The organism is Amycolatopsis sp. NPDC000009, assembly GCF_055563465.1.
The window spans coordinates 640,399-660,403 of record NZ_JBVHDI010000001.1 but is presented as its reverse complement, the minus strand read 5'-3'; the positions used below and the strand labels follow the sequence as shown (position 1 = coordinate 660,403).

Annotated in this window: 17 protein-coding genes; 3 read left to right on the top strand and 14 right to left on the bottom strand. The window is 70.0% G+C overall.

Features of this window, described 5'->3' with window-relative positions; all coding sequences use genetic code 11:
• Positions 1 to 24 precede the first annotated feature (24 nt).
• Entirely contained in the window at positions 25 to 678 is a 654-nt protein-coding gene (locus ACZ3HL_RS03370; protein WP_465528518.1) for a GNAT family N-acetyltransferase, read from the top strand.
• 5 nt (positions 679 to 683) lie between these two features.
• Here the strand turns inward: ACZ3HL_RS03370 and ACZ3HL_RS03365 are convergent, their stop codons facing one another.
• The 13 genes from ACZ3HL_RS03365 to ACZ3HL_RS03305 form a co-directional block, all read right to left on the bottom strand.
• On the bottom strand, positions 684 to 1,133 hold the full coding sequence (locus tag ACZ3HL_RS03365; protein WP_465528516.1) for a tetratricopeptide repeat protein: 450 nt from the start codon (positions 1,131 to 1,133) through the stop codon (positions 684 to 686).
• Positions 1,130 to 1,876, bottom strand: a complete 747-nt coding sequence (gene dapB, locus ACZ3HL_RS03360; RefSeq protein WP_465528514.1) for a 4-hydroxy-tetrahydrodipicolinate reductase — start codon at positions 1,874 to 1,876, stop codon at positions 1,130 to 1,132. The genes ACZ3HL_RS03365 and dapB overlap by 4 nt, the downstream gene beginning before the upstream one ends.
• Complete coding sequence (locus ACZ3HL_RS03355; RefSeq protein ID WP_465528512.1) at positions 1,873 to 3,237, bottom strand: M16 family metallopeptidase; 1,365 nt, start codon at positions 3,235 to 3,237, stop codon at positions 1,873 to 1,875. The genes dapB and ACZ3HL_RS03355 overlap by 4 nt, the downstream gene beginning before the upstream one ends.
• Before the next feature lie 150 nt (positions 3,238 to 3,387).
• On the bottom strand, positions 3,388 to 5,661 hold the full coding sequence (locus tag ACZ3HL_RS03350) for a polyribonucleotide nucleotidyltransferase (protein ID WP_465528510.1): 2,274 nt from the start codon (positions 5,659 to 5,661) through the stop codon (positions 3,388 to 3,390).
• A gap of 235 nt (positions 5,662 to 5,896) precedes the next feature.
• Positions 5,897 to 6,166 (bottom strand): 30S ribosomal protein S15, encoded by a 270-nt coding sequence (rpsO, locus tag ACZ3HL_RS03345; protein ID WP_003084034.1) that lies wholly within the window; start codon positions 6,164 to 6,166, stop codon positions 5,897 to 5,899.
• Positions 6,167 to 6,295: 129 nt separating this feature from the next.
• Entirely contained in the window at positions 6,296 to 6,805 is a 510-nt protein-coding gene (gene thpR, locus ACZ3HL_RS03340; RefSeq protein ID WP_465528508.1) for an RNA 2',3'-cyclic phosphodiesterase, read from the bottom strand.
• Positions 6,806 to 6,849: 44 nt separating this feature from the next.
• Positions 6,850 to 7,332, bottom strand: a complete 483-nt coding sequence (locus ACZ3HL_RS03335; RefSeq protein WP_125675891.1) for a helix-turn-helix domain-containing protein — start codon at positions 7,330 to 7,332, stop codon at positions 6,850 to 6,852.
• A gap of 115 nt (positions 7,333 to 7,447) precedes the next feature.
• A complete protein-coding gene (locus ACZ3HL_RS03330; protein WP_465528506.1) occupies positions 7,448 to 8,410 on the bottom strand; it encodes a bifunctional riboflavin kinase/FAD synthetase in 963 nt (320 codons plus the stop codon).
• A gap of 39 nt (positions 8,411 to 8,449) precedes the next feature.
• On the bottom strand, positions 8,450 to 9,373 hold the full coding sequence (truB, locus tag ACZ3HL_RS03325) for a tRNA pseudouridine(55) synthase TruB (RefSeq protein ID WP_465415974.1): 924 nt from the start codon (positions 9,371 to 9,373) through the stop codon (positions 8,450 to 8,452).
• 29 nt (positions 9,374 to 9,402) lie between these two features.
• Complete coding sequence (locus ACZ3HL_RS03320; RefSeq protein ID WP_465415976.1) at positions 9,403 to 10,713, bottom strand: MFS transporter; 1,311 nt, start codon at positions 10,711 to 10,713, stop codon at positions 9,403 to 9,405.
• A 185-nt stretch (positions 10,714 to 10,898) separates the two neighbouring features.
• Complete coding sequence (locus ACZ3HL_RS03315) at positions 10,899 to 12,221, bottom strand: MATE family efflux transporter (protein ID WP_465528504.1); 1,323 nt, start codon at positions 12,219 to 12,221, stop codon at positions 10,899 to 10,901.
• 9 nt (positions 12,222 to 12,230) lie between these two features.
• Entirely contained in the window at positions 12,231 to 12,911 is a 681-nt protein-coding gene (locus ACZ3HL_RS03310; RefSeq protein ID WP_465528502.1) for a M15 family metallopeptidase, read from the bottom strand.
• Positions 12,912 to 12,936: 25 nt separating this feature from the next.
• Entirely contained in the window at positions 12,937 to 15,957 is a 3,021-nt protein-coding gene (locus tag ACZ3HL_RS03305) for an AfsR/SARP family transcriptional regulator (RefSeq protein ID WP_465528500.1), read from the bottom strand.
• Positions 15,958 to 16,082: 125 nt separating this feature from the next.
• Between ACZ3HL_RS03305 and ACZ3HL_RS03300 the strand changes: the two genes are divergently transcribed.
• On the top strand, positions 16,083 to 17,384 hold the full coding sequence (locus ACZ3HL_RS03300) for an FG-GAP repeat domain-containing protein (RefSeq protein ID WP_465528498.1): 1,302 nt from the start codon (positions 16,083 to 16,085) through the stop codon (positions 17,382 to 17,384).
• 43 nt (positions 17,385 to 17,427) lie between these two features.
• Entirely contained in the window at positions 17,428 to 18,765 is a 1,338-nt protein-coding gene (locus ACZ3HL_RS03295; protein ID WP_465528496.1) for an FG-GAP repeat domain-containing protein, read from the top strand.
• A gap of 44 nt (positions 18,766 to 18,809) precedes the next feature.
• Here the strand turns inward: ACZ3HL_RS03295 and ACZ3HL_RS03290 are convergent, their stop codons facing one another.
• On the bottom strand, positions 18,810 to 19,973 hold the full coding sequence (locus ACZ3HL_RS03290; RefSeq protein WP_465528494.1) for a preprotein translocase subunit SecY: 1,164 nt from the start codon (positions 19,971 to 19,973) through the stop codon (positions 18,810 to 18,812).
• Between the last annotated feature and the right edge of the window lie 32 nt (positions 19,974 to 20,005).

Here is a 20,005-nt window from a genome sequence, read left to right as displayed (position 1 = left end):
GGCCTTCCCCTAGGGTTTCCGCCCATGCCGACTTCGTTCGCGTATCCGCCGTTGAACGTTCAGGTGCACACACCCCGCCTTTCCTTGCTGGGGGCGACGGACGAACTCCTGGAGCGGCTGGTCCCGACGGTCCGCAAGGGCGTGGTCACCGAACCCCCGTGGCCTTTCGACGATCCCGCCTCGCTCTACGAAGACCCTCCAGAGCGTGAATGGCGCTGGCTGCGCGGGATCTGGCGGGGCCGCGGCCAGGTGAGCGAGAGCCAGTGGCGGCTGTACTTCGTCGTGGTCGTCGACGGCGAGCCGGTGGGCATGCAGGACCTGATCGGCATCGACTTCGCCACGTTCGGCACGGTCACCTCCTTCTCCTGGCTCGACCCGGGCCGGCGAGGCCGCGGTCTGGGCAAGGAGATGCGGCAGGCCGTGCTGCAGCTGGCGTTCGAGGGGTTCGGAGCGCGCGAGGCGTCCAGTGACGCCTTCTTCGACAACCAGGCCTCGAACGGCGTCTCGGAGGCCCTGGGTTACGAGCCGAACGGCGTCACCTGGGACACCCGGCGCGGCGAACCCGCGCAGATCAAGCAATGGCGTCTGCTCCGCGAAGACTGGCGGCGCCGGGACGACATCGAACTCGTCGCCGTCCGCGAATGCCTGCCCGTCCTCGGGATCAAGCCCCGCATTTAGAGGACTTAAGTGCGGGAAGCGGCTTCGAGTTCGACGGCGCGTCGCATCGTCGCGCGGGCGCGCTTCCGGTCGCCGGCGATCTCGTACGCGTACGCCAGCCGGTACCAGACGCGCCAGTTCTCCTGGTCCGCTTCGACCTCGGCGCGGCGCTGGTCGAACCAGGCATCGGCCGCGTCGCGATCCACCCGGCCCGAAGGCCGCCGGGGCAGATCGGAGACGTCGGGCAGGCCGCCTTCCTCGTCCAGCCGCCGGGAAAGCCGCTGGATCTGGACGCCGGAACGCCAGGTGGTCACGATGATCCAGATCCCGAGCAACGGCAGCAGCAGGACCCCGACGCCGAAGAGCACCGGCACCGTCTCACCGGTGCGCACCAGCGCGATGCCCCGGCCCGCCAGCAGGACGACGTAGACGGCGAGCGCCGCCGTCATCACCAGCGCGAAGTTGCGGGCCCTCACAGGTCGAGGATGTTCTCGAGACCGACCGTGAGGCCGGGCCGCGTGAGCACCGAACGCACGCCGAGCAGCACACCCGGCATGAACGACGTGCGGTGCAGCGAATCGTGCCGGATGGTCAGGGTCTCCCCCTCGCCACCGAACAGGATCTCTTCGTGCGCCACCAGTCCGGGCAGCCGCACCGAGTGCACGCGGACGTCGTCGACGAGCGCGCCGCGGGCACCGTCCACTTCGGACGTCGTCGCGTCGTCGCCCGGCGCGAGCCCGGCTTCCGCGCGGGCCTCGCCGATCAGCCGCGCGGTGTGCGCGGCCGTGCCGGATGGCGCGTCGGCCTTGCGGTTGTGGTGCAGCTCGATGACCTCGGCCGAGTTGTAGAACCGCGCCGCCTGCTGGGCGAACCGCATCGCCAGCACCGCGCCGAGCGCGAAGTTCGGCGCGATCAGCACGCCGAGCGACGGGTCGGCCGCGAGCCACGAGCGCAGCTTCTCCAGCCGCTCCTCGCTGAACCCGGTGGTGCCGACCACGGCGTGGATCCCGTTGCCGGTCAGGAACTCCAGGTTGTCCATCACCGCGTCGGGATGGGTGAAGTCGACGACGACCTGTGCCTGCTTCAGCGCGGACAAGTCGTCACCGGCGTCGAGCGCGGCGACGAGCTCCATGTCGTCGGCGCCGTCGACGGCGTTCACCACTTCCTGGCCCATCCGGCCGCGTGCGCCCAGCACGCCGACGCGAATCCCAGCGGTCATGATGCGATCACCTCGTGCAGATCGTCCGGAAGGTCGTCGGCGTGAGCGTACGGCCCGACCACCGCCGCCGCCGACACGCCACCAGGGCGGGCGAGCAGAGTGCGAGCGAGCGCACAGACCTCTTCGGTGGTGACGGCGTCGATCCGGGCCACCGTGTCGTCGACGCCGAGATAGCGGCCGTAGTTGAGTTCGTTCTTGCCGATCCGCGACATGCGTGACGAAGTGTCCTCGAGGCCGAGCACGAGCCCGCCCCGCAGCTGCCCCTTCGCCCGCGCGACCTCGGCTTCGCTCAGCCCGTCCTTGCCGACGAGTTCGAGCACCTCGCGGATCACCCCGGCGACCTCGCCGAGCTTTTCCGGCTGGCAGCCCGCGTACACGGCCATGTGCCCGGTGTCGGCGTAGCTCGCGACGGACGAGTACACCTGGTACGCCAGCCCGCGCTTCTCCCGGACCTCCTGGAACAGGCGCGAGCTCATCCCGCCGCCGAGCGCGGCGTTGAGCACCGACTGCGCGAACCGCCGGTCGTCGTGCCGCGACAGCGAACGCAGGCCGAGCATCACGTGTGCCTGCTCGGTGTCGTCGGTGTGCAGGGCGAGTTTCGGCGCCATCGCGATCCGCGCCCGCCCGCCGCGCGGCGGCACGGGCGTCGCCGCACCGGTCAGCCTGTTCCGCAAAGCCTTGCGCACCAAGCGAAGCACCTGGGCGTGCTCGATGTTCCCGGCGACCGCGAGCACCATCCGCGGCAGGGTGTAGCGGCGCCGGTAGAACCCGCGCAACGCCGAAGCGGACATCTCGACGATGGATTTCTCGCTGCCCAGCACCGGACGGCCCAGCGCGTGGCTGCCCAGGATCGCGCCGACGAACGTCTCGTGCAGCAGATCTTCGGGATCGTCGTCGCGCATCGAGATCTCTTCGAGCACGACACTGCGCTCGGTCTCGACGTCGGAGTCCGTGCACAGCGCCTCGAACACGACGTCGGTGACGAGGTCCATCGCGAGCGGCAGATCCTCGTCGAGCACCTGCGCGTAGTAGCAGGTGTGCTCCTTCGCGGTGAACGCGTTGAACTCGCCGCCGACCGCGTCGATCTCCTCGGCGATCTGGGTGGCGTCCCGGTTCGTGGTGCCCTTGAACAGCAGGTGTTCGAGGTAGTGCGCCGCGCCCTCGACCGACGACGGCTCGTCCCGCGATCCGACGCCGACCCACAGCCCGACCGTCGCCGAACGCGAGGCGGGAACGTGCTCGGTGATGACCCGGAGGCCACCGGCCAGCACACTGCGCTTGACCACCGCACCGTCCGAAGTGGACTCCAGCGTGCGGGTGCTGCCGACGGGCTGTTCGTGCCCGGGAATCTGACGAGCCATGGATCCTTCTGCCTCACGTGCCGTGAAGGCCACCTTGAGGGACTTGAATCCAGCTGCGGCGCTCAGCGCCTCGGTTGAGGGCGGCGGCGGGGGCATGGATGGACCCTCAAGGTGGCCTTCACGGATCACTGGTGCTGTGGAGCGGGACTGCTACGCGTCGGCCTTCGGAGCCTCGGCCTTGTCACCCTCGGCGGGCTTGGCGTCGGCGGCCTCGGCGGCGTCGTCTTCCTTGACCACGATCAGGCTGATCTTGCCGCGGTTGTCGATGTCCGCGATCTCGACGCGGAGCTTGTCGCCCACGTTGACCACGTCCTCGACCTTGGCGATCCGCTTGCCGTTGCCCAGCTTCGAGATGTGCACCAGGCCGTCCTTGCCCGGCAGCAGCGAGACGAACGCGCCGAACGCGGCCGTCTTCACCACGGTGCCGAGGAAGCGCTCGCCGACCTTGGGCAGCTGCGGGTTGGCGATGGCGTTGATCTTGTCGATCGCCGCCTCCGCCGACGGGCCGTCGGCCGCGCCCACGTAGATCGTGCCGTCGTCCTCGATGGAGATGTCGGCGCCGGTCTCCTCGGTGATCGAGTTGATCATCTTGCCCTTCGGGCCGATGACCTCGCCGATCTTGTCCACCGGGATCTTCACGCTGGTGACGCGCGGGGCGAACGGGCTCATCTCGTCCGGGCCGTCGATCGCCTCGGCGATGACCTCCAGGATGGTGAGACGGGCGTCCTTCGCCTGCTTCAGCGCGGCCGCGAGGACCTCCGACGGGATGCCGTCGAGCTTCGTGTCCAGCTGCAGCGCGGTGATGATGTCCTTGGTGCCGGCGACCTTGAAGTCCATGTCGCCCATGGCGTCTTCGGCGCCCAGGATGTCGGTCAGCGCGACGTACCTTGTTTCCGGGCCGTCGCCTGTGTCGATTACGTCGGAGATGAGGCCCATGGCGATACCGGCGACCGGCGCCTTCAGCGGGACACCCGCGTTCAGCAAGGCCATGGTCGAGGCACAGACCGAGCCCATCGAGGTGGAGCCGTTGGAACCCAGCGCCTCGGAGACCTGGCGGATCGCGTACGGGAACTCGTCCCGCTTCGGCAGGACCGGCACGAGGGCGCGCTCGGCGAGCATGCCGTGGCCGATCTCGCGCCGCTTCGGCGAACCGACGCGGCCGGTCTCGCCGGTGGAGAACGGCGGGAAGTTGTAGTGGTGCAGGTAACGCTTCGTGGTCTCCGGGGAGAGCGAGTCGATCTGCTGCTCCATGCGGAGCATGTTCAGCGTGGTGACGCCCAGGATCTGGGTCTCACCGCGCTCGAACAGCGCGGAACCGTGCGCCCGCGGGATCACGGCGACCTCGGCGGCGAGCGAGCGGATGTCGGTCAGCCCGCGGCCGTCCATGCGGATCTTGTCCGTGAGGACGCGCTTGCGCATGATCTTCTTCGACAGCGCCTTGAACGCCGCGCCGATCTCCTTCTCACGGCCCTGGAAGGCTTCGCCCTCGCCCAGGCCGACCTTCTCCAGCACCGCGGCCTTGACCTGGTCGGTCGCGTTGTCACGGTCCTGCTTGCCCGCGATGGTCAGGGCGTTCGCGAGGTCGTCGGTCGCGATGGCGGCGACGGCGTCGAAGGCGTCCTGCTCGTAGGCGAGGAAGACCGGGAACTCACCGGTCGGCTTGGCGGCCAGCTCGGCCAGCTGCTGCTGGGCCTCGCACAGCACCTTGATGAACGGCTTCGAGGCCTCGAGGCCCTCGGCGACGGCGATCTCGTCCGGCGCCTTGCCACCGTCGGCGATCAGGTCGAGGGTCTTCTCGGTGCCCTCGGCCTCGACCATCATGATGGCGACGTCGTCACCCACGATGCGACCGGCGACCACCATGTTGAAGGTGGCGTCCTCGAGCTGCTTCCAGGTCGGGAACGCGACCCACTGGCCCTCGATCAGCGCGACGCGGACGCCGCCGACCGGGCCCGAGAACGGCAGACCGGCGATCTGGGTCGAGGCCGAGGCCGCGTTGATCGCGAGCACGTCGTACGGGTCGTCCGGGTTGAGGCTCTGGACGGTGATGACGACCTGGATCTCGTTGCGGAGACCGTCGGCGAACGACGGGCGCAGCGGCCGGTCGATCAGGCGGCAGGTCAGGATCGCGTCGGTCGACGGGCGGCCCTCGCGACGGAAGAACGCGCCGGGGATGCGTCCGGCGGCGTACATCCGCTCTTCGACGTCCACGGTCAGCGGGAAGAAGTCGAAGTGGTCCTTCGGGTGCTTCGACGCGGTGGTCGCCGACAGCAGCATGGTCTCTTCGTCGAGGTACGCGACGACGGAACCGGCGGCCTGACGGGCCAGGCGGCCGGTCTCGAAGCGGACGGTGCGGGTGCCGAAACGGCCGTTGTCGATCACGGCTTCGGTTTCGTGCACGGTGACTCCGGTGGAGTCGGTCATAGGGTGTATCTCCTCTTTTGATCCTCTGTAACGGCGCGAGTCTCCCACCCTGGGACCTGTTTCGCCTGCGGACGCTCGAGGAGTGAGGCCGGTCTTCGATCGAAGCCCCCGGGCCGTTGCCCGGAAGCCACTACCGAGGACCGGCGGACGGTACCTCGTGCGCGCTCGCGCCGCGTGTATCTGTACTTGGACCGAGGGGGAGCGACCGCTGTGGTCACTCCCCCTCGGGTTCGAGCTATCGGCGCAGGCCGAGACGCTGGATCAGCGCACGGTAACGCTCGATGTCCACCTTCATCACGTAGTTCAGCAGCCGGCGGCGGCGGCCGACCAGCAGCAGAAGCCCGCGACGGGAGTGGTGGTCGTGCTTGTGAGCCTTGAGGTGCTCGGTGAGGCCGACGATGCGCTTGGTCAGCAGCGCGACCTGGGCCTCCGGGGATCCGGTGTCCGAGTCGTGCACGCCGTACTCGGCAAGGATCGACTTCTTCTCTTCGGTGGACAAAGCCACAGTGGTGCTCCTAGATACTCTGTGCCGTGCGGCCCGGACGATGTCTTCACGCCGGGTGAGACGGTCACGGCCGCCACGGACTGCAGCCGGACCCAATCATCGAGGTTACCAGCCTCGTGATCAGCGGCTTCAGGCGCGGGCGTGGTCCAACGCGTACGACCGGATCACCCGGTAGCGCGAAACGCCCTGTTCACGGTCACTGCTCATCAGGACGGCCTCGGTCGCCGTCCAAGTCTCACTGGTGAAACCGGCCAGCCGCTCCACCCACGCGCTCGCGGCGCGCGGCCGGTCGCGGGGGAAGCGGGCCAGTGTCAGGTGAGCCACGTACGGCCTGCCTTCACGCTCCGCGCCAGCCTTCACGGCCAGCTCGTGGAGCCCGGTTCCGGACACACTCAACCACAGCACCCCGGGGAATGTCGCGGCCTTTTCCAGCCGGAGGCCGATCGGGCCCGCGCCGTCCAGCCGCCCGGCGAGCCAGTCGCCTCGTTCCGCTGGGTCGTCCCGGCCGTAGAAGCCGAGGGTGATATGCCAGTCCGCCCGCGCCGACCAGCGGAAATCGCCTTCCTCGGGCGTACCGAGCGCGGCGGCGACCTGGTCGAGGACGCCGTCCGGCGGGAGCACCGCACTGAAGAGTGTCATGGGCGCGCGACTCGCGTGATCAGAGCCGTAACTCGCAAGTCACGTCAGGAACCGTTCCGCGCGGCGCGGCGCAGTAGGTCCGCCAGGGACGGGAAGTCCTCGTCGAGCAGCTTCGCGGCTTCGGTGAGGTCTTCGTCCTCGCCGATGTCCCGCAGCGCCACGAGCACACCCTGGTCGTCGGCCACGGCGCCGACCGGGATGCTGTCCCTGCCCACCGTCGGCCGCGAATCGCGGACGTCCTCGAGCGCCTCCTGCATGGCCTTGCGGTCCCCCGCGGCGACCGCCGGGACCAGCACCTTGCGCTCCAGCATGATCATCTTGGCGAGGACGACCGGGTTCCCGATCTTCGCGCGGCGACCGCTCATCACCTGGCTGAGCATGGGCGCGCTGATGCCGAGGACCTCGGCGAGGAAGGCCTGGGAGATGTCGAAGGCGACGACCAGTCTCCGCACGCGATCGCCGAGCGGCTCCCCGTACCACTCCTTCTGCAGCGCGATGTTCCGCTGGACGATCTTGTGGTCCTCCACCTGGTCCGCTCCCCTTAACCCCATCGAACGCCATGCGCGGTCCGTGACATCTTGCCACCGGAACGCACGTGAGCGGGTGTGTTTGCCGATTGTCATCCGGCCAAGGCCGGAACCCTCAGTCCTGACCGCCGAGCAGTTCCCTGGTGCGGGCGACGTCCTCGTCGATCTGCGCCACCAGCCCCGCCGAGGTCGGGAACCGGACCTGATCCCGCAGCTTGCTGACGAAATCGAGCGCGACGTGCTGCCCGTAGAAATCCTCGTCGATGTCGAGGACGAAGGCCTCGACGGTGCGTTCCCGCCCCGAGAAGGTCGGGTTGGTGCCGACCGACACGGCGGCGCGCAGCCGTCGGCCGGAATCCGACGAACGGGTGAACCAGGCGCTGTAGACACCGTCGGCGGGCACCGCGGCGAACCGCGGCGTCGACAGGTTCGCCGTCGGGTACCCGAGATCGTGCCCGCGGCCGTCGCCCCGCACGACGATGCCCTCCAGCCGGTGCGGCCTGCCGAGCGCTTCGGACGCGGCGACGACGTCTCCGGCGTCGATGCACGAGCGGACGTAGGTCGAGGAGAAGGTGATGTCGTTGTCCGCCTGCTCCTGGGCGAGCAGTCCCTGCAGTTCCGCACCCTGTGCCACGAAACCGAACCGCTTCCCCAGCGCGCGGAGGAGTGCGACGTCACCGGCCGCCTTCGCGCCGAAGGTGAAGTTCTCCCCCACGATCACCGCGGCCGCGTGCAGCTTGTCCACCAGCACCTCGTGCACGAACTCGTGCGCCGTCAGCCGCGACAGCTCCAGCGTGAACGGCAGCACGCAGAAGACGTCCGCGCCCAGCCCCTCGACCAGTTCCGCCTTGCGGCGCAACGTGGTCAGCTGCGCCGGATGACTGCCCGGCCGGATCACCTCCGACGGATGCGGATCGAAGGTCAGGACCACGCTCGGCACGCCGCGTTCGGCGGCGGCGCGGACCGTCCTCGAAATCAGCTCCTGATGACCGCGGTGCACGCCGTCGAAGACGCCGATCGTCACCACGCACCGTCCCCAGCTCCCGGGGAGGTCACCCAAACCACGCCAACGCTGCACTTCTGGCCCCGTCTCCTCAAGCCCGCTCCGGTCAATACCCTAGGCGGGCAGCAACACGACCACCGACCGGGCCAGTTCGCCTTCGTCCGCGGCCAGCGCGAGCACCCGGCCGTCCGGCCCGAACATCCCGTACGTGCCCTCGATCCCGGCCGCGGGCACCCTCTGTCCATATCGGACCGCCTGCGCCATGCGGGCGTCGAGATCGCGGCGCGGGAACGCGGCGGCGACGGCGGCGTCGAGGTCCAGTGACAGCTCCGGCTCGTCTTCGAGCTGGTCGAGGGTGCGGGCCTTGGCGAGCGTGAACGGCCCGACCGTGGTGCGCCGCAACGCGAGCAGATGCCCGCCGGCGCCGAGCCCGGCCCCGAGATCGCGGGCCAGCGCCCGGACGTAGGTCCCTGACGAACATTCGACGACGGCGTCGAGTTCGATCCGGCCCGCCTCGCGGCGGGTGGCGAGCAGATCGAAGCGGTGCACGGTGACCGGACGCGGCGGGATGACGACCTCTTCGCCCGCCCGGACCCGGGCGTACGCGCGCTTGCCGTCGATCTTGACCGCGCTGACCGCGCTCGGGACCTGCTGGATGTCGCCGGTCAGCGCGGCGATCCCGGCCGCGATCGCTTCGTCGGTGATCTTCTCGACGACGTCCGGGGCGGCTTCGGCGATCGGCTCGCCCTCGGCGTCGTCGGTCGTAGTGGACAGTCCCAAGGAGAGGGTCGCGAGGTAGGTCTTGCGGTCCAGCGCCAGGTGGCCCAGGAGTTTCGTCGCGCGTTCGATGCCGAGCACGAGGACGCCGGTGGCCATCGGGTCGAGGGTGCCGGCGTGCCCGACCTTGCGGGTGCCCATGAAACGGCGCGCCCTGGCGACGACGTCGTGGGAGGTCATTCCGGACGGCTTGTCGACGATGACGAGACCGGGCGGCGGGGCGGGACGTTTCTTGGCTTGAGCCTGATTGGGGCGCGACACGCGCCGAACCCTATCTTTCGGGGCTTCGCCTAGGACGAGACGGGCAGCGGTGCTTCGGCGTCCCAGCGGCGGCGCCGGATCTGCACCGGGATCGCCTCGCCGCGGGCCTCGGCCTCGAACAGCACGGCCCGGGTGCGCCGCCACCACACGAGCATCCGGAAGGTGCCGAACGCGAGCACCGCGATCACGGACAGCAGCGCCAGGCGGAAGGTGCCGCCCGTCCATTCCAGCAGCACGCCGACCGCGAGCGCCGAGATCGTCGTGGCCACGAAGCCGCCGACGTTCACCACCCCGGTCGCGGTGCCGACGCGCGAGAGCGGGTTGTAGTCCCGCGCCAGCGCGAAACCGATCATCGACGCCGGGCCGCCGAGGGAGAGGAACGCGAACACGGGGACCAGGACCGCGACCGGGATCGTCCCGCCCCAGCCGAGCAGGACCGCCCACATCACCGCGGCGCCGCCGATGTACCCGCCGACGAGCGGCATCCGCAGCGACGGGCGCCGACCGATCAGCCCGCCGATCACCGGTCCGCCGATCATCGAGCCGAACACGAACACGATCAGCAGCGAACTCGCGGTGGCCTTCGGATATCCCTGCCCCTGCACGAGGAACGGGACACCCCACAGCATGGTCAGCACGTTGGGGGCGAACATCGTGCTGAAGTGGACCCAGAACCCCAGCCGGGTCCCCGGGGTGCGCCACGCCTCGGCGACCTGGCGGCCCAGCGCCTTCGGATGGACCTTTTCCCGCACGGGCTCCGGCATGCCGCGAGGGGTGTCTTCGACGCGGAGCGCGACGACGGCGGTGTACAGCGCGGTCACCAGGCCGACGGCGAGGAACGTCGAGGTCCAGCCGGGGCCGTCGAGCAGCAGGCCCAGCGGGAGGGTCGCGGCGAGGTTCCCGACGTACCCGATCGCCCCGGTCAGCGCGGCGAGCAGGGCGTACTGGCGGCCGGGGAAATGCGCGGCGATCAGCCGCAGGATGCTCACGAAGGTCAGCGCGTCCCCGAAACCGACGACGGCGCGGGCGAGCAGGCCGAGCGGGTACGAATCGGCGACCGCGAGCAGGATCTGGCCCAGTCCGAGGAAGAACACGGCGCCGGTGAGCACGCGGCGCGGGCCGTAGCGGTCGACGAGGACGCCGGTGGGGATCTGCATCGCGGCGTAGACGCCGACCTGCAGGACGGTGAACGTGCCGAGCGCGGCCGCGCCGACGCCGAAGCGGTCGGCGGCCTGGAGCCCGGCGACGCCGAACGAGGTGCGGTGGAAGACGGCGAGGAGGTAGACGGTGACGGCGGCGAACCAGATGAACCAGGACCGGCGGGTGGCTCGGCCTGTCACAGTGTTTCCTCCTCGGGCACGGTTTCGGGCGTGGAGACGCCCGCACTGCCGCCTCATATAGTTGTAGCGCGTAAGCAACGGCGAAACATAGCCGTTACCCAGGTGCTTTTCGCCACACGCCGCCCTCTCCCGCGTTTCGTCCTCTGAATGCGGTAGTTGCGCGCGCAAGGACCGCATTCAGAGGACTAAACGCGGACAGCGCCCTCGACGGCCCATCGGCCCGAGCGCCACCGCACCAGCAGGGTCGCCAGCCGCAGCAGCATGAACAGCGAGAGCCCGGTCCAGATCCCGGCCAGTCCCCAGCCGAACGCGAGCGACAGCCAGATCAGCGGCAGGAACCCGAGCGCCGCGCTCAGCAGGGTCGCGTTGCGCAGGAAGGCGGCGTCTCCCGCGCCGAGCAGGACACCGTCCAGCGCGAAGACCACGCCGGCGATCGGTTGCAGCGCGACGAAGAACCACCACGCGTGCGGGATCTGCCCGAGCACCGCCGCGTCGGAAGTGAACACCTGCGGCAGTACCCCGGCCACCGACGCGAACACGGCGCCAAGGAAACAGCCGAACACCAGCCCGTAGCCGGTGATCTGCCGCGACAGCCCACGAGCCCGTTTGCTCGCCCCGGCACCGAGGGCGGCCCCTACGAGCGACTGCGCGGCGATCGCGAGCGAATCCAGCACGAGCGCGAGGAAGGTCCACAGCTGCAGCACGACCTGGTGCGCGCCGACGGCCTCGGTGGACGTCCGCGCGGCGACCGCGGCGGCGGAGACGAAACACGCCTGGAAGGCGAGGCTGCGCAGCACCAGGTCCCGGCCGAGGCCGAGCTGGGCGCGCATCACCTTCGGTTCCGGGCGCAGCGGGACCCGTTCCCGCACCAGTGCCGCGATGAACAGCGACGCCGAGATCACCTGCGCGACGACGTTCGCGATCGCCGACCCTTCCAGCCCCCAGTCCGCGCCGTACACCAGCACCGGGCACAGCACGGCGGAGATCCCGTTGCCGGCCAGCACATAGCGCAACGGTTTCGCGGAATCCTGGACGCCGCGCATCCAGCCGTTGCCCGCCATCGTGATCAGGATGAACGGCGTCCCGAACAACGCGATCCGCAGCCAGGACACGGCGGCGTCGGTGATCGCCGCGTCGCCGGAAAGCACCCGGGCGACCGGCGCGGCCAGCACCTGCCCGGCGACGATCACGACCAGCCCGACGATCACCGCCAGCCAGGTCGCCTGGACGCCTTCACGGACGGCGTCTCCCCGGCGGCCCGCGCCGTGCAGCCGCGCCGTCCGCGACGTGGTGCCGTACGACAGGAACGTCAGCTGGCTCGAAACCTGCGACAGCACGACACCGCCGACGGCGAGCCCGGCCAGCGGCAGCGCGCCGAGGTGACCGACGACGGCCGTGTCCACCAGGACGTACAGCGGTTCGGCGGCGAGGACACCGAGCGCGGGCACGGCGAGGCCGAGCACGCGTTTCGGCGGGACACGCTCGTCGGGTTCGGAGGCTTCAGGCACCCCTGGAGACTAGACGTCTGGTACGACAGTCCCAGTCGCCGGGAAACCGGCCGGGCCGAAGCGGGCGTGCTTCGCGTCGGTGACGTACGCCCAGTACCGGTCGCCGTAGGACCAGTGCCACCACTCGCTCGGGTAGTTCACGAATCCGGTCGCCGTCATCGCGTCGATGAGCGTTTCCCGGTTGGCGCGCGCTTCGGCGCCGATCAGCGGAGACGCGGTGAAGCATTCCGTTCCGTACTCCGGCGGCGTCGCGTTCACGTCGGTCCCCATCGGCAGTTCGACGCCGTCGACGGTGCACAGCGTGAGGTCCACCGCTCCCCCGGCGACATGCGGCGCGACTTCGGGCGGCGACACGTAGGTGGCGGCTTCGGCGGCCACCTGATCGGACGGCCAGCCGGGGTTCGCGCGCGCGATCCGGGCCTGGCTGTCCGCGAAGTACCGCTCCTGTACCTCTCGCGGCCGGAACCCCTCCACGACGAGCAGGCGCAGCCCGCGCGGGAGCTGGCATTGCGCCGCGACGAGCCGGTCCGCGACGCTGAGCCGCACGTGCGCGTAGGCGCCCCGGTCGTCGGCGAGCCTGGGGTCCGTCCGGATGGCTCCGGTTTCCCGCAGGTCCACCAGCGGTTCGCCGCATTCCCGGACGGACACGGCTGCGATACGGGGATCCGACAAGGACACGAACGTAGACATGCGCCCCACTGTCCACCGTCGTCCTTCAGGAACGCTGTAACCCCGTTACAGCGGAGAGTTCCTCGTACTCCCGGGCGCCGTAGGTCCGGAAGGTCTCCAGGGCTTCCGCCGTCATCCGCTCCCCGGCCGGCACGTCGCCGAGCGCGTCGTGCACCTCGGCGAGGGTGCGCAACGTCCGTGCCCGGAACAGTTCGGCCCGCAGGCCGGTCCACCGCTGGAGCGAGTCCTCCAGGCAGTCTTTCGCTTGGTACAACCGGCCTTCGGCCAGATGCACCTCCCCGACGACGCGGAGGGTGCACGCGTGACCGAAGGCGTCGCCGAGCTCGCGGCAGACCTCCAGCGCGTTCTCCGCCAGCCGCCGCGCCGCGACCGAATCCCCGCGCCGCAGCAACGCCTTGGCCAGTGCGCGTTCGGAATAGGCGACCAGCATCCGGTCTTCGGAGCCCTCGAAGACCTCGAGTGCCGCACGCGCGAACCGTTCGGCTTCGGCCCACTCGCCGCGGGCCCGGTGGTACAAGGACAGGCTGCGCAGTGTCAGGCCCTCTCCGCGCCGCGAGCCCGCCGCCGCGAACGACGATCGTGCCTCGGTCAGCGCGGTCAGCGTTCCCGGGTAGTCCCCCATTTCCAGCCGGACCGTGCCCGCCAGCCGGTGGACGTGGCCCATCGCCCCCGGATCGGCCAGCCCGGACCACATCCGCCCGGCCCGGTCCAGGAAGTGCACCGCCTCGGGCAGATAGCCCTGCTCCCGGCACGCGGCGCCGAGCGCGGCGAGGGTGGCCGCCTCGCCCCGGACGTCACCGGCGGCACGGAACATCGACAACGCCTGGCTCAGATGCGCGCGGGACCGGGGGAAATCGTCGTGCTCGTAGTACAGCTGCCCCAGCCCCGCCAGCAAAGTCGCCTCACCCAACGCGTTTTCGGTGCGGCGGGCCGCGGTGAGCGCCGCGTCGTGGGCACGCCGCCAGGATCCGAGCGAATCGTCGAGGACCCGGTTGTGCCCGCCGAAAGCGGTGCCGCACAAGGCCGACGCGAGTTCGACCGCGATATCGACCAGGTCCAGTGACGCGGCCAGTTCGACGGCGGTGGTCATCGCCTCCTCCTCGGCGCGGAACCAGTCGTACGGCCGGGCCTCGACGCGCCGGGCGATCTCCTCGTCGACGGGGCGGCCCAGCCGGGACGTGCCCTGGATCGACGGTACGACCGGCGGCACGGTCTCGTTGATCCGCTCGACCAGCCAGATCCAGGCACCGAGCACCCGCTCGACGGTGGCGGCCCGGTCCGCGGCCGATTCCTCCTCGACGGCGCGTTCCAGCGCGAACAGGCGGACGAGGTCGTGCAGCCGGTAACGCATGAGCCCCAAGGGATCCACGCCGTCGACTTCGAGCAGGGAGACGTCGACGAGGTCTTCGAGCAGCTGTTCCGCGTCGTCGAGCCCGGCCTCCATCGCCGCCGCGGCGATCCAGGCGGGGAAGTGCGCCAGGCCGAGCAGCCCCAGCCTGCGCAACGCGCTCCGCACCGCCTTGGGCAGGAGCGTGTAGCTCAGGTTGATACTGGCCCGCACCTCCTGGTCGCCGACCACCAGTTCGTCGAGACGGCGCTGCTCGTGGGCCAGACGGCTCGCCAGCCGGGACAACGTCCACCGCCGCCGGGAGACCAGCCGCCCGCCGGCGACGCGGATCGCGAGCGGCAACTGCCCGCACAGCTCGGTGATCTCGGCGGCCGACGCGGGTTCGGTGCTCGCCCGATCGGCCCCGACGATGCGGGTGAACAGGTCGAGCGCGGCGTCGGCGGGCAGCACGCCGAGTTCGAGGAAGGTCGCGCCCGCCAGCGCGGGGAGCCGGTTGCGCGAAGTGACGATCACCGCGCACCCCGGGCTTCCCGGCAGCAACGGCCGGACCTGCGCCTCGTTCGCGGCGTCGTCGAGCACGACGAGGGTCCGGGTGCCCGCGAGCAGCGTCCGGTACCGGGCGACCCGCTCTTCGAGTGAGCCGGGCGGCGGCGTCGCGGGGTCGAAGTCACGCAGGACGCGGCCGAGCACCTCCTCGGCGGCCAACGGCGCGCCCGTGGAACCGTGGAGTTCCAAGTGGACCTGGCCGTCGGGGAACCGCTCGGCGATCTCGTGCGCGGCCCGGTGCGCCAACGTGGACTTGCCGACGCCGCCCGCACCGGCCACGACGGCGACCGGCATCGTTCCGGGCCGCACCAAGGTCGTCCGCAGGGCCGCGAGTTCCGGCGCACGGCCGGTGAAGTCGGGTGGCGGCGACGGCAACTGCCGCGGAGTCCGGGAAGTGACGGCAGGGAGCAGGGCCGCGTCGCGGCGCAGGATCGATTCGTGCACCTGGCGCAGCTCCGGGCCGGGATCGATGCCCAGTTCGTCGCTCAGCGCCTTCCGGCCGCTTTCGTAGGTCTCCAGCGCTTCGGCCTGCCGTCCGGACCGGTACAGCGCGACCATGAGGCCGCCGCGCAGCCGCTCCCGGGTGGGATGCAAGGCGACCAGTTCGGTGAGCTCCGCGAGCAGCCGCGGCCCCTGTCCCGCCGCCAGGTCCGCGTCGACTCGCTCCTCGGTGACGGTCAACCGCAGCTCGTCGAGCCGGTTCGCCTCGGCACGCAGGAACGACTCCCCGATCCCGCCGAGCGCGGGCCCGCGCCAGAGGGCGAGGCCGGTGCGGAAGAGGTCCGCCGCTTCGGTGTGATCGCCGCAGTGCGCGGCCTGCCGTCCCCGTTCCACCAGCCGTTCGAACATCCGCACGTCGAGGGTGTCCTCGGCGACGTCGGCGCGGTAACCGTTCCGGTCGGACACGATGACCTGCGGCAACCCCGCCGCGTCGAACGCCCGGCGCAGCGTCGCGACATACGTCTGCACCACCGCGCGGGCGGTCGTGGGCGGCTCTTCGCCCCACACCACGCCGATCAGCCGTTCGGCGGGCATCGTCCGGCCGTCGCCCAGCAGCAGCGCGGCGAGCAGTGTGCGCGGCTTCGTACCCGGGAGCGCGATCGGCCCCGACGGGCCGGCCACCTCCATCGGCCCGAGCAGAGAAAACCTCATCCGTCCTCCCCAGAGCGGATCCCTCACAGCGCGCCGCCTCGCTGTAACCCGCGCTGAAGCGTGGCTACAGCGGCCTCCCGGAGCCTCTGTGTCGTCCACGAACATCATGCTCAGGAAAGGTCGTCATGAACAGCTCCGGTTCTCCAGCGGCGGTCCGGTTCGCCGCCACGATCACGGCCCTCGTGACACTGGTCGCAGGCTTGCTCACGTTCGGCACGCGAAACGAGGCCGCGGCGGCGTCCACGGTGGGGGGATCGATCACCCGCGCGGAGATCATCGCCCGCGCCAAGTACTGGTACGACCGGGGTGACACCTGGTACAGCCAGCAGCAGTCGGACGCGATCTCCGACGGCACCGGCGGGAAGTACCGGCCGGACTGCTCCGGTCTGGTCGCGATGGCCTGGCACCTGCCCAAGAAGTCCGACGGCTGGGATCTCAACACCGACGACTTCGAGTCCTACTCGCACAAATCCTGGGTGCCGAGCCTGCACGATCTGCTGCCCGGTGACGCGCTGCTGAAGAACGGTCACATCGAGCTGTTCGAGAAGTGGGTCGACGCCGGTGACCACAGCGCCGGTGCCTGGGTCTACTCGGAGAACACCTACGGCCAGAAGACCAACCACAACGTCAACAGCTGGTCGGAGATGACCACCTACCGTGGCATCCGCTACGACAAGATCATCGAAAAGTCCCTCGACGGCGCGGACTTCGACGGCAACGGCGCCGGTGACATCTACGCCACCGGAACCGGAACCCTGACGATCTGGAACGGCAAGGGCAACAACAACTTCGGCACCGCCGACCCGATCGGCGGCGGCTGGGACGGCTTCACCCGCCCCGCCGCCGGAGACTTCAACAAGGACGGCAAAACCGACCTCGCCGCCGTCAAGAACGGGACGCTGTACATCTGGAACGGCAAGGGCGGCAACAAATTCGGCACCGCCGACCCCATCGGCGGCGGCTGGGAACCCTTCACCGCACCCGTCGCCGGAGACTTCAACAACGACGGCATCAGCGACCTCTCCGCCGTCAAGAACGGCACCCTCTACATCTGGAACGGCAAAGGCAGCAACAAATTCAGCACCGCCGACCCCATCGGCGGCGGCTGGGAACCCTTCACCGCACCCATCGCCGGAGACTTCAACAACGACGGCAAAACCGACCTCGCCGCCATCCGCGACGGCAACACCCTCTACATCTGGAACGGCAAGGGCAGCAACAAGTTCGGCGCCGCCGACACCATCGGCGGCGGCTGGGCCAACTACCACCGCACCCTGATGTCGCTGGGAGACGTCAACAAGGACGGCCACTCCGACATCGGTGCCATCGACCAGAGCACCGGCACCTTCTACCTCTGGAACGGCAAGGGCGCCAACAAGTTCGGCGCGGCCGACGCCCTCGGCGGTGGCTGGCTCCCGCACTTCTGACCGGTCCCCGGTTCCCCATCACACGACCTTGGAGGGTCGACCAGTGTCGAAGAACTTCGCCCGCCGTGCGACCACGGCAGCCCTGACCGTCTTCGCGATCACCGCCCTGTCCCCCGTCGCGCACGCCGAGGAAGAACCGGCGGGTCTGGTGACCGCCGCCTACGCCACCGCGCCGTGCGACCGCTCGGGCACGACCAGCCGGGACGCCGCCCTGGCGACGCAGCTGAACGGCACCCTGACCGCGAAGATGCGCGGATACCTGACCGCGTACCGGATGTCGTGCGCCCGCATGGTCGTCGACGCCGTCCGCGATCGCGGGCTGAATCAAAGAGCCGCGGCCATCGCCATCGCCACGGTGATCGTGGAGACGAGTCTCCAGAACATCAGCGAGGAGGTCGACCACGACAGCCTCGGCCTGTTCCAGCAACGCGCGTCCTGGGGCAGCGCCGCGAACCGGCTCGACCCCGTCTGGGCCACCAACGCCTTCCTCGACAAGATGGTGCGGGTGTACCCGAACGGCTCGTGGAGCTCGGCGCCGATCGGTGAGGTGTGTCAGGCGGTACAGGTCTCGGCCTATCCGGACCGCTATCAGACCGAGGCCGGTGACGCGCAGAAGATCGTCAGCGCGCTGTGGCAGCGTTCGGTCGCGGACGGCGCGGACTTCGACGGTAACGGCGCCGGTGACATCTACGCCACCGGAACCGGAACCCTGACGATCTGGAACGGCAAGGGCAACAACAACTTCGGCACCGCCGACCCGATCGGCGGCGGCTGGGACGGCTTCACCCGCCCCGCGGCCGGAGACTTCAACAAGGACGGCAAAACCGACCTCGCCGCCGTCAAGAACGGGACGCTGTACATCTGGAACGGCAAGGGCGGCAACAAATTCGGCACCGCCGACCCCATCGGCGGCGGCTGGGAACCCTTCACCGCACCCGTCGCCGGAGACTTCAACAACGACGGCATCAGCGACCTCTCCGCCGTCAAGAACGGCACCCTCTACATCTGGAACGGCAAAGGCAGCAACAAATTCAGCACCGCCGACCCCATCGGCGGCGGCTGGGAACCCTTCACCGCACCCATCGCCGGAGACTTCAACAACGACGGCAAAACCGACCTCGCCGCCATCCGCGACGGCAACACCCTCTACATCTGGAACGGCAAAGGCGGCAACAAATTCGGAGCCGCCGACGCCATCGGCGGCGGCTGGGCCAACTACCACCGCACCCTGATGTCGCTGGGAGACGTCAACAAGGACGGCCACTCCGACATCGGTGCCATCGACCAGAGCACCGGCACCTTCTACCTCTGGAACGGCAGGGGCGCCAACAAGTTCGGCGCGGCCGACGCCCTCGGCGGCGGCTGGCTCCCGCACTTCTGAGCCGGTCACGGTCCGCGCCCGGCACCCGGGCGCGGACCGTTCGCTCAGCGGAGGAGCGGTTCGTAGCGTCGCTGCTGGCGCAGCGATTCGATCTGCCGTGTGGTGTCGAGCGAGACACTGACGAGGAAGACGAGGACCACCTGCAGGGTCACCCCCGCGAGGAGCGGCGTCGGACCGACGCCCAGCAGGGCCAGACCGGTGACCGGGATCAGCGCGACCACTCCCAGGCTGAGCGCGCCGAAGGCGATGATCCGCCGGTTCACGTGGTCGAGGTAGTGGGCGGTCGGGTTTCCCGGCCGGATGCCGGGGACGAAACCGCCCACCCGCACCAGTTCGCCCGCCACCTTGTCCATGTCCTGCCTCACCGCCGCCCTCGCGAAGGCGAAGAGGCAGACGAGGACGAAGTAGCCCGCGATCCACCCGGGATCTTCCAGGTCGAAGAGGAGCACCGGCACCGACAGCAGCACCGCGGCGAGGACGGCCGGACTGTTGGCTTGCGGGAACCGGAAGGGAACGTAGGTCGGTGTCCCGCCGAAGGCGCGCCTGCCGATCATCCGTTTCGCGTACTGCACCGGGACGCGGCGCTGTCCCTGCGCGACGACGATCGTGAGCACGATGATCGACAGCGTCACCACGGCCATGACCGCGACGGCGGCCCAGCCGGTCCTTTCGTGCAGACGCAGGAACTCCGGCGGCAACACCGCCAGGACCTGGGCGAGCAGCAGGATCCGGACGCCGTCGCCGAATCCCCGGTCGGTGATCACCTCGGTCAGCCGCAGGACCAGCGCGGTGCCCGCGGTGAGGCACGCCACCGTCACGGCTCCGTCCAGGACGTCCTGTCCCCGCGACACGACCAAGCCGACGGCGCCCAGCAGGCCGAGCCCGACGGTGAGCCGCCGCTGGTACCGCTTCAGCACCCGTGCGCCGGCTTCACCTTCGGCGCGGAGCGCGGCCAGCCGGGGGCTCAGGACGATCAGCGCTCGCAGGACCGGCGGGGCGGTCAGACAGGGCAGGACGCCGAACGCGAACACCGCCACCGTGGCCAGGCCGCCGCCGGTGAGGAGGTCGAGTATCCAGCGCGACGGGTGATCACCGGCCGGCGCGCGGACGCTCATCTGGGGCGTGGGCAGGCTCTGCCCCAGCCGGAACAGCACGATCACACCCAGCGTGACCAGGATCCGGCGGCGGAGGGAGGTTCTGTCGTTCATCGTGGCCCACGTTAGGAACCACCGATGAAATT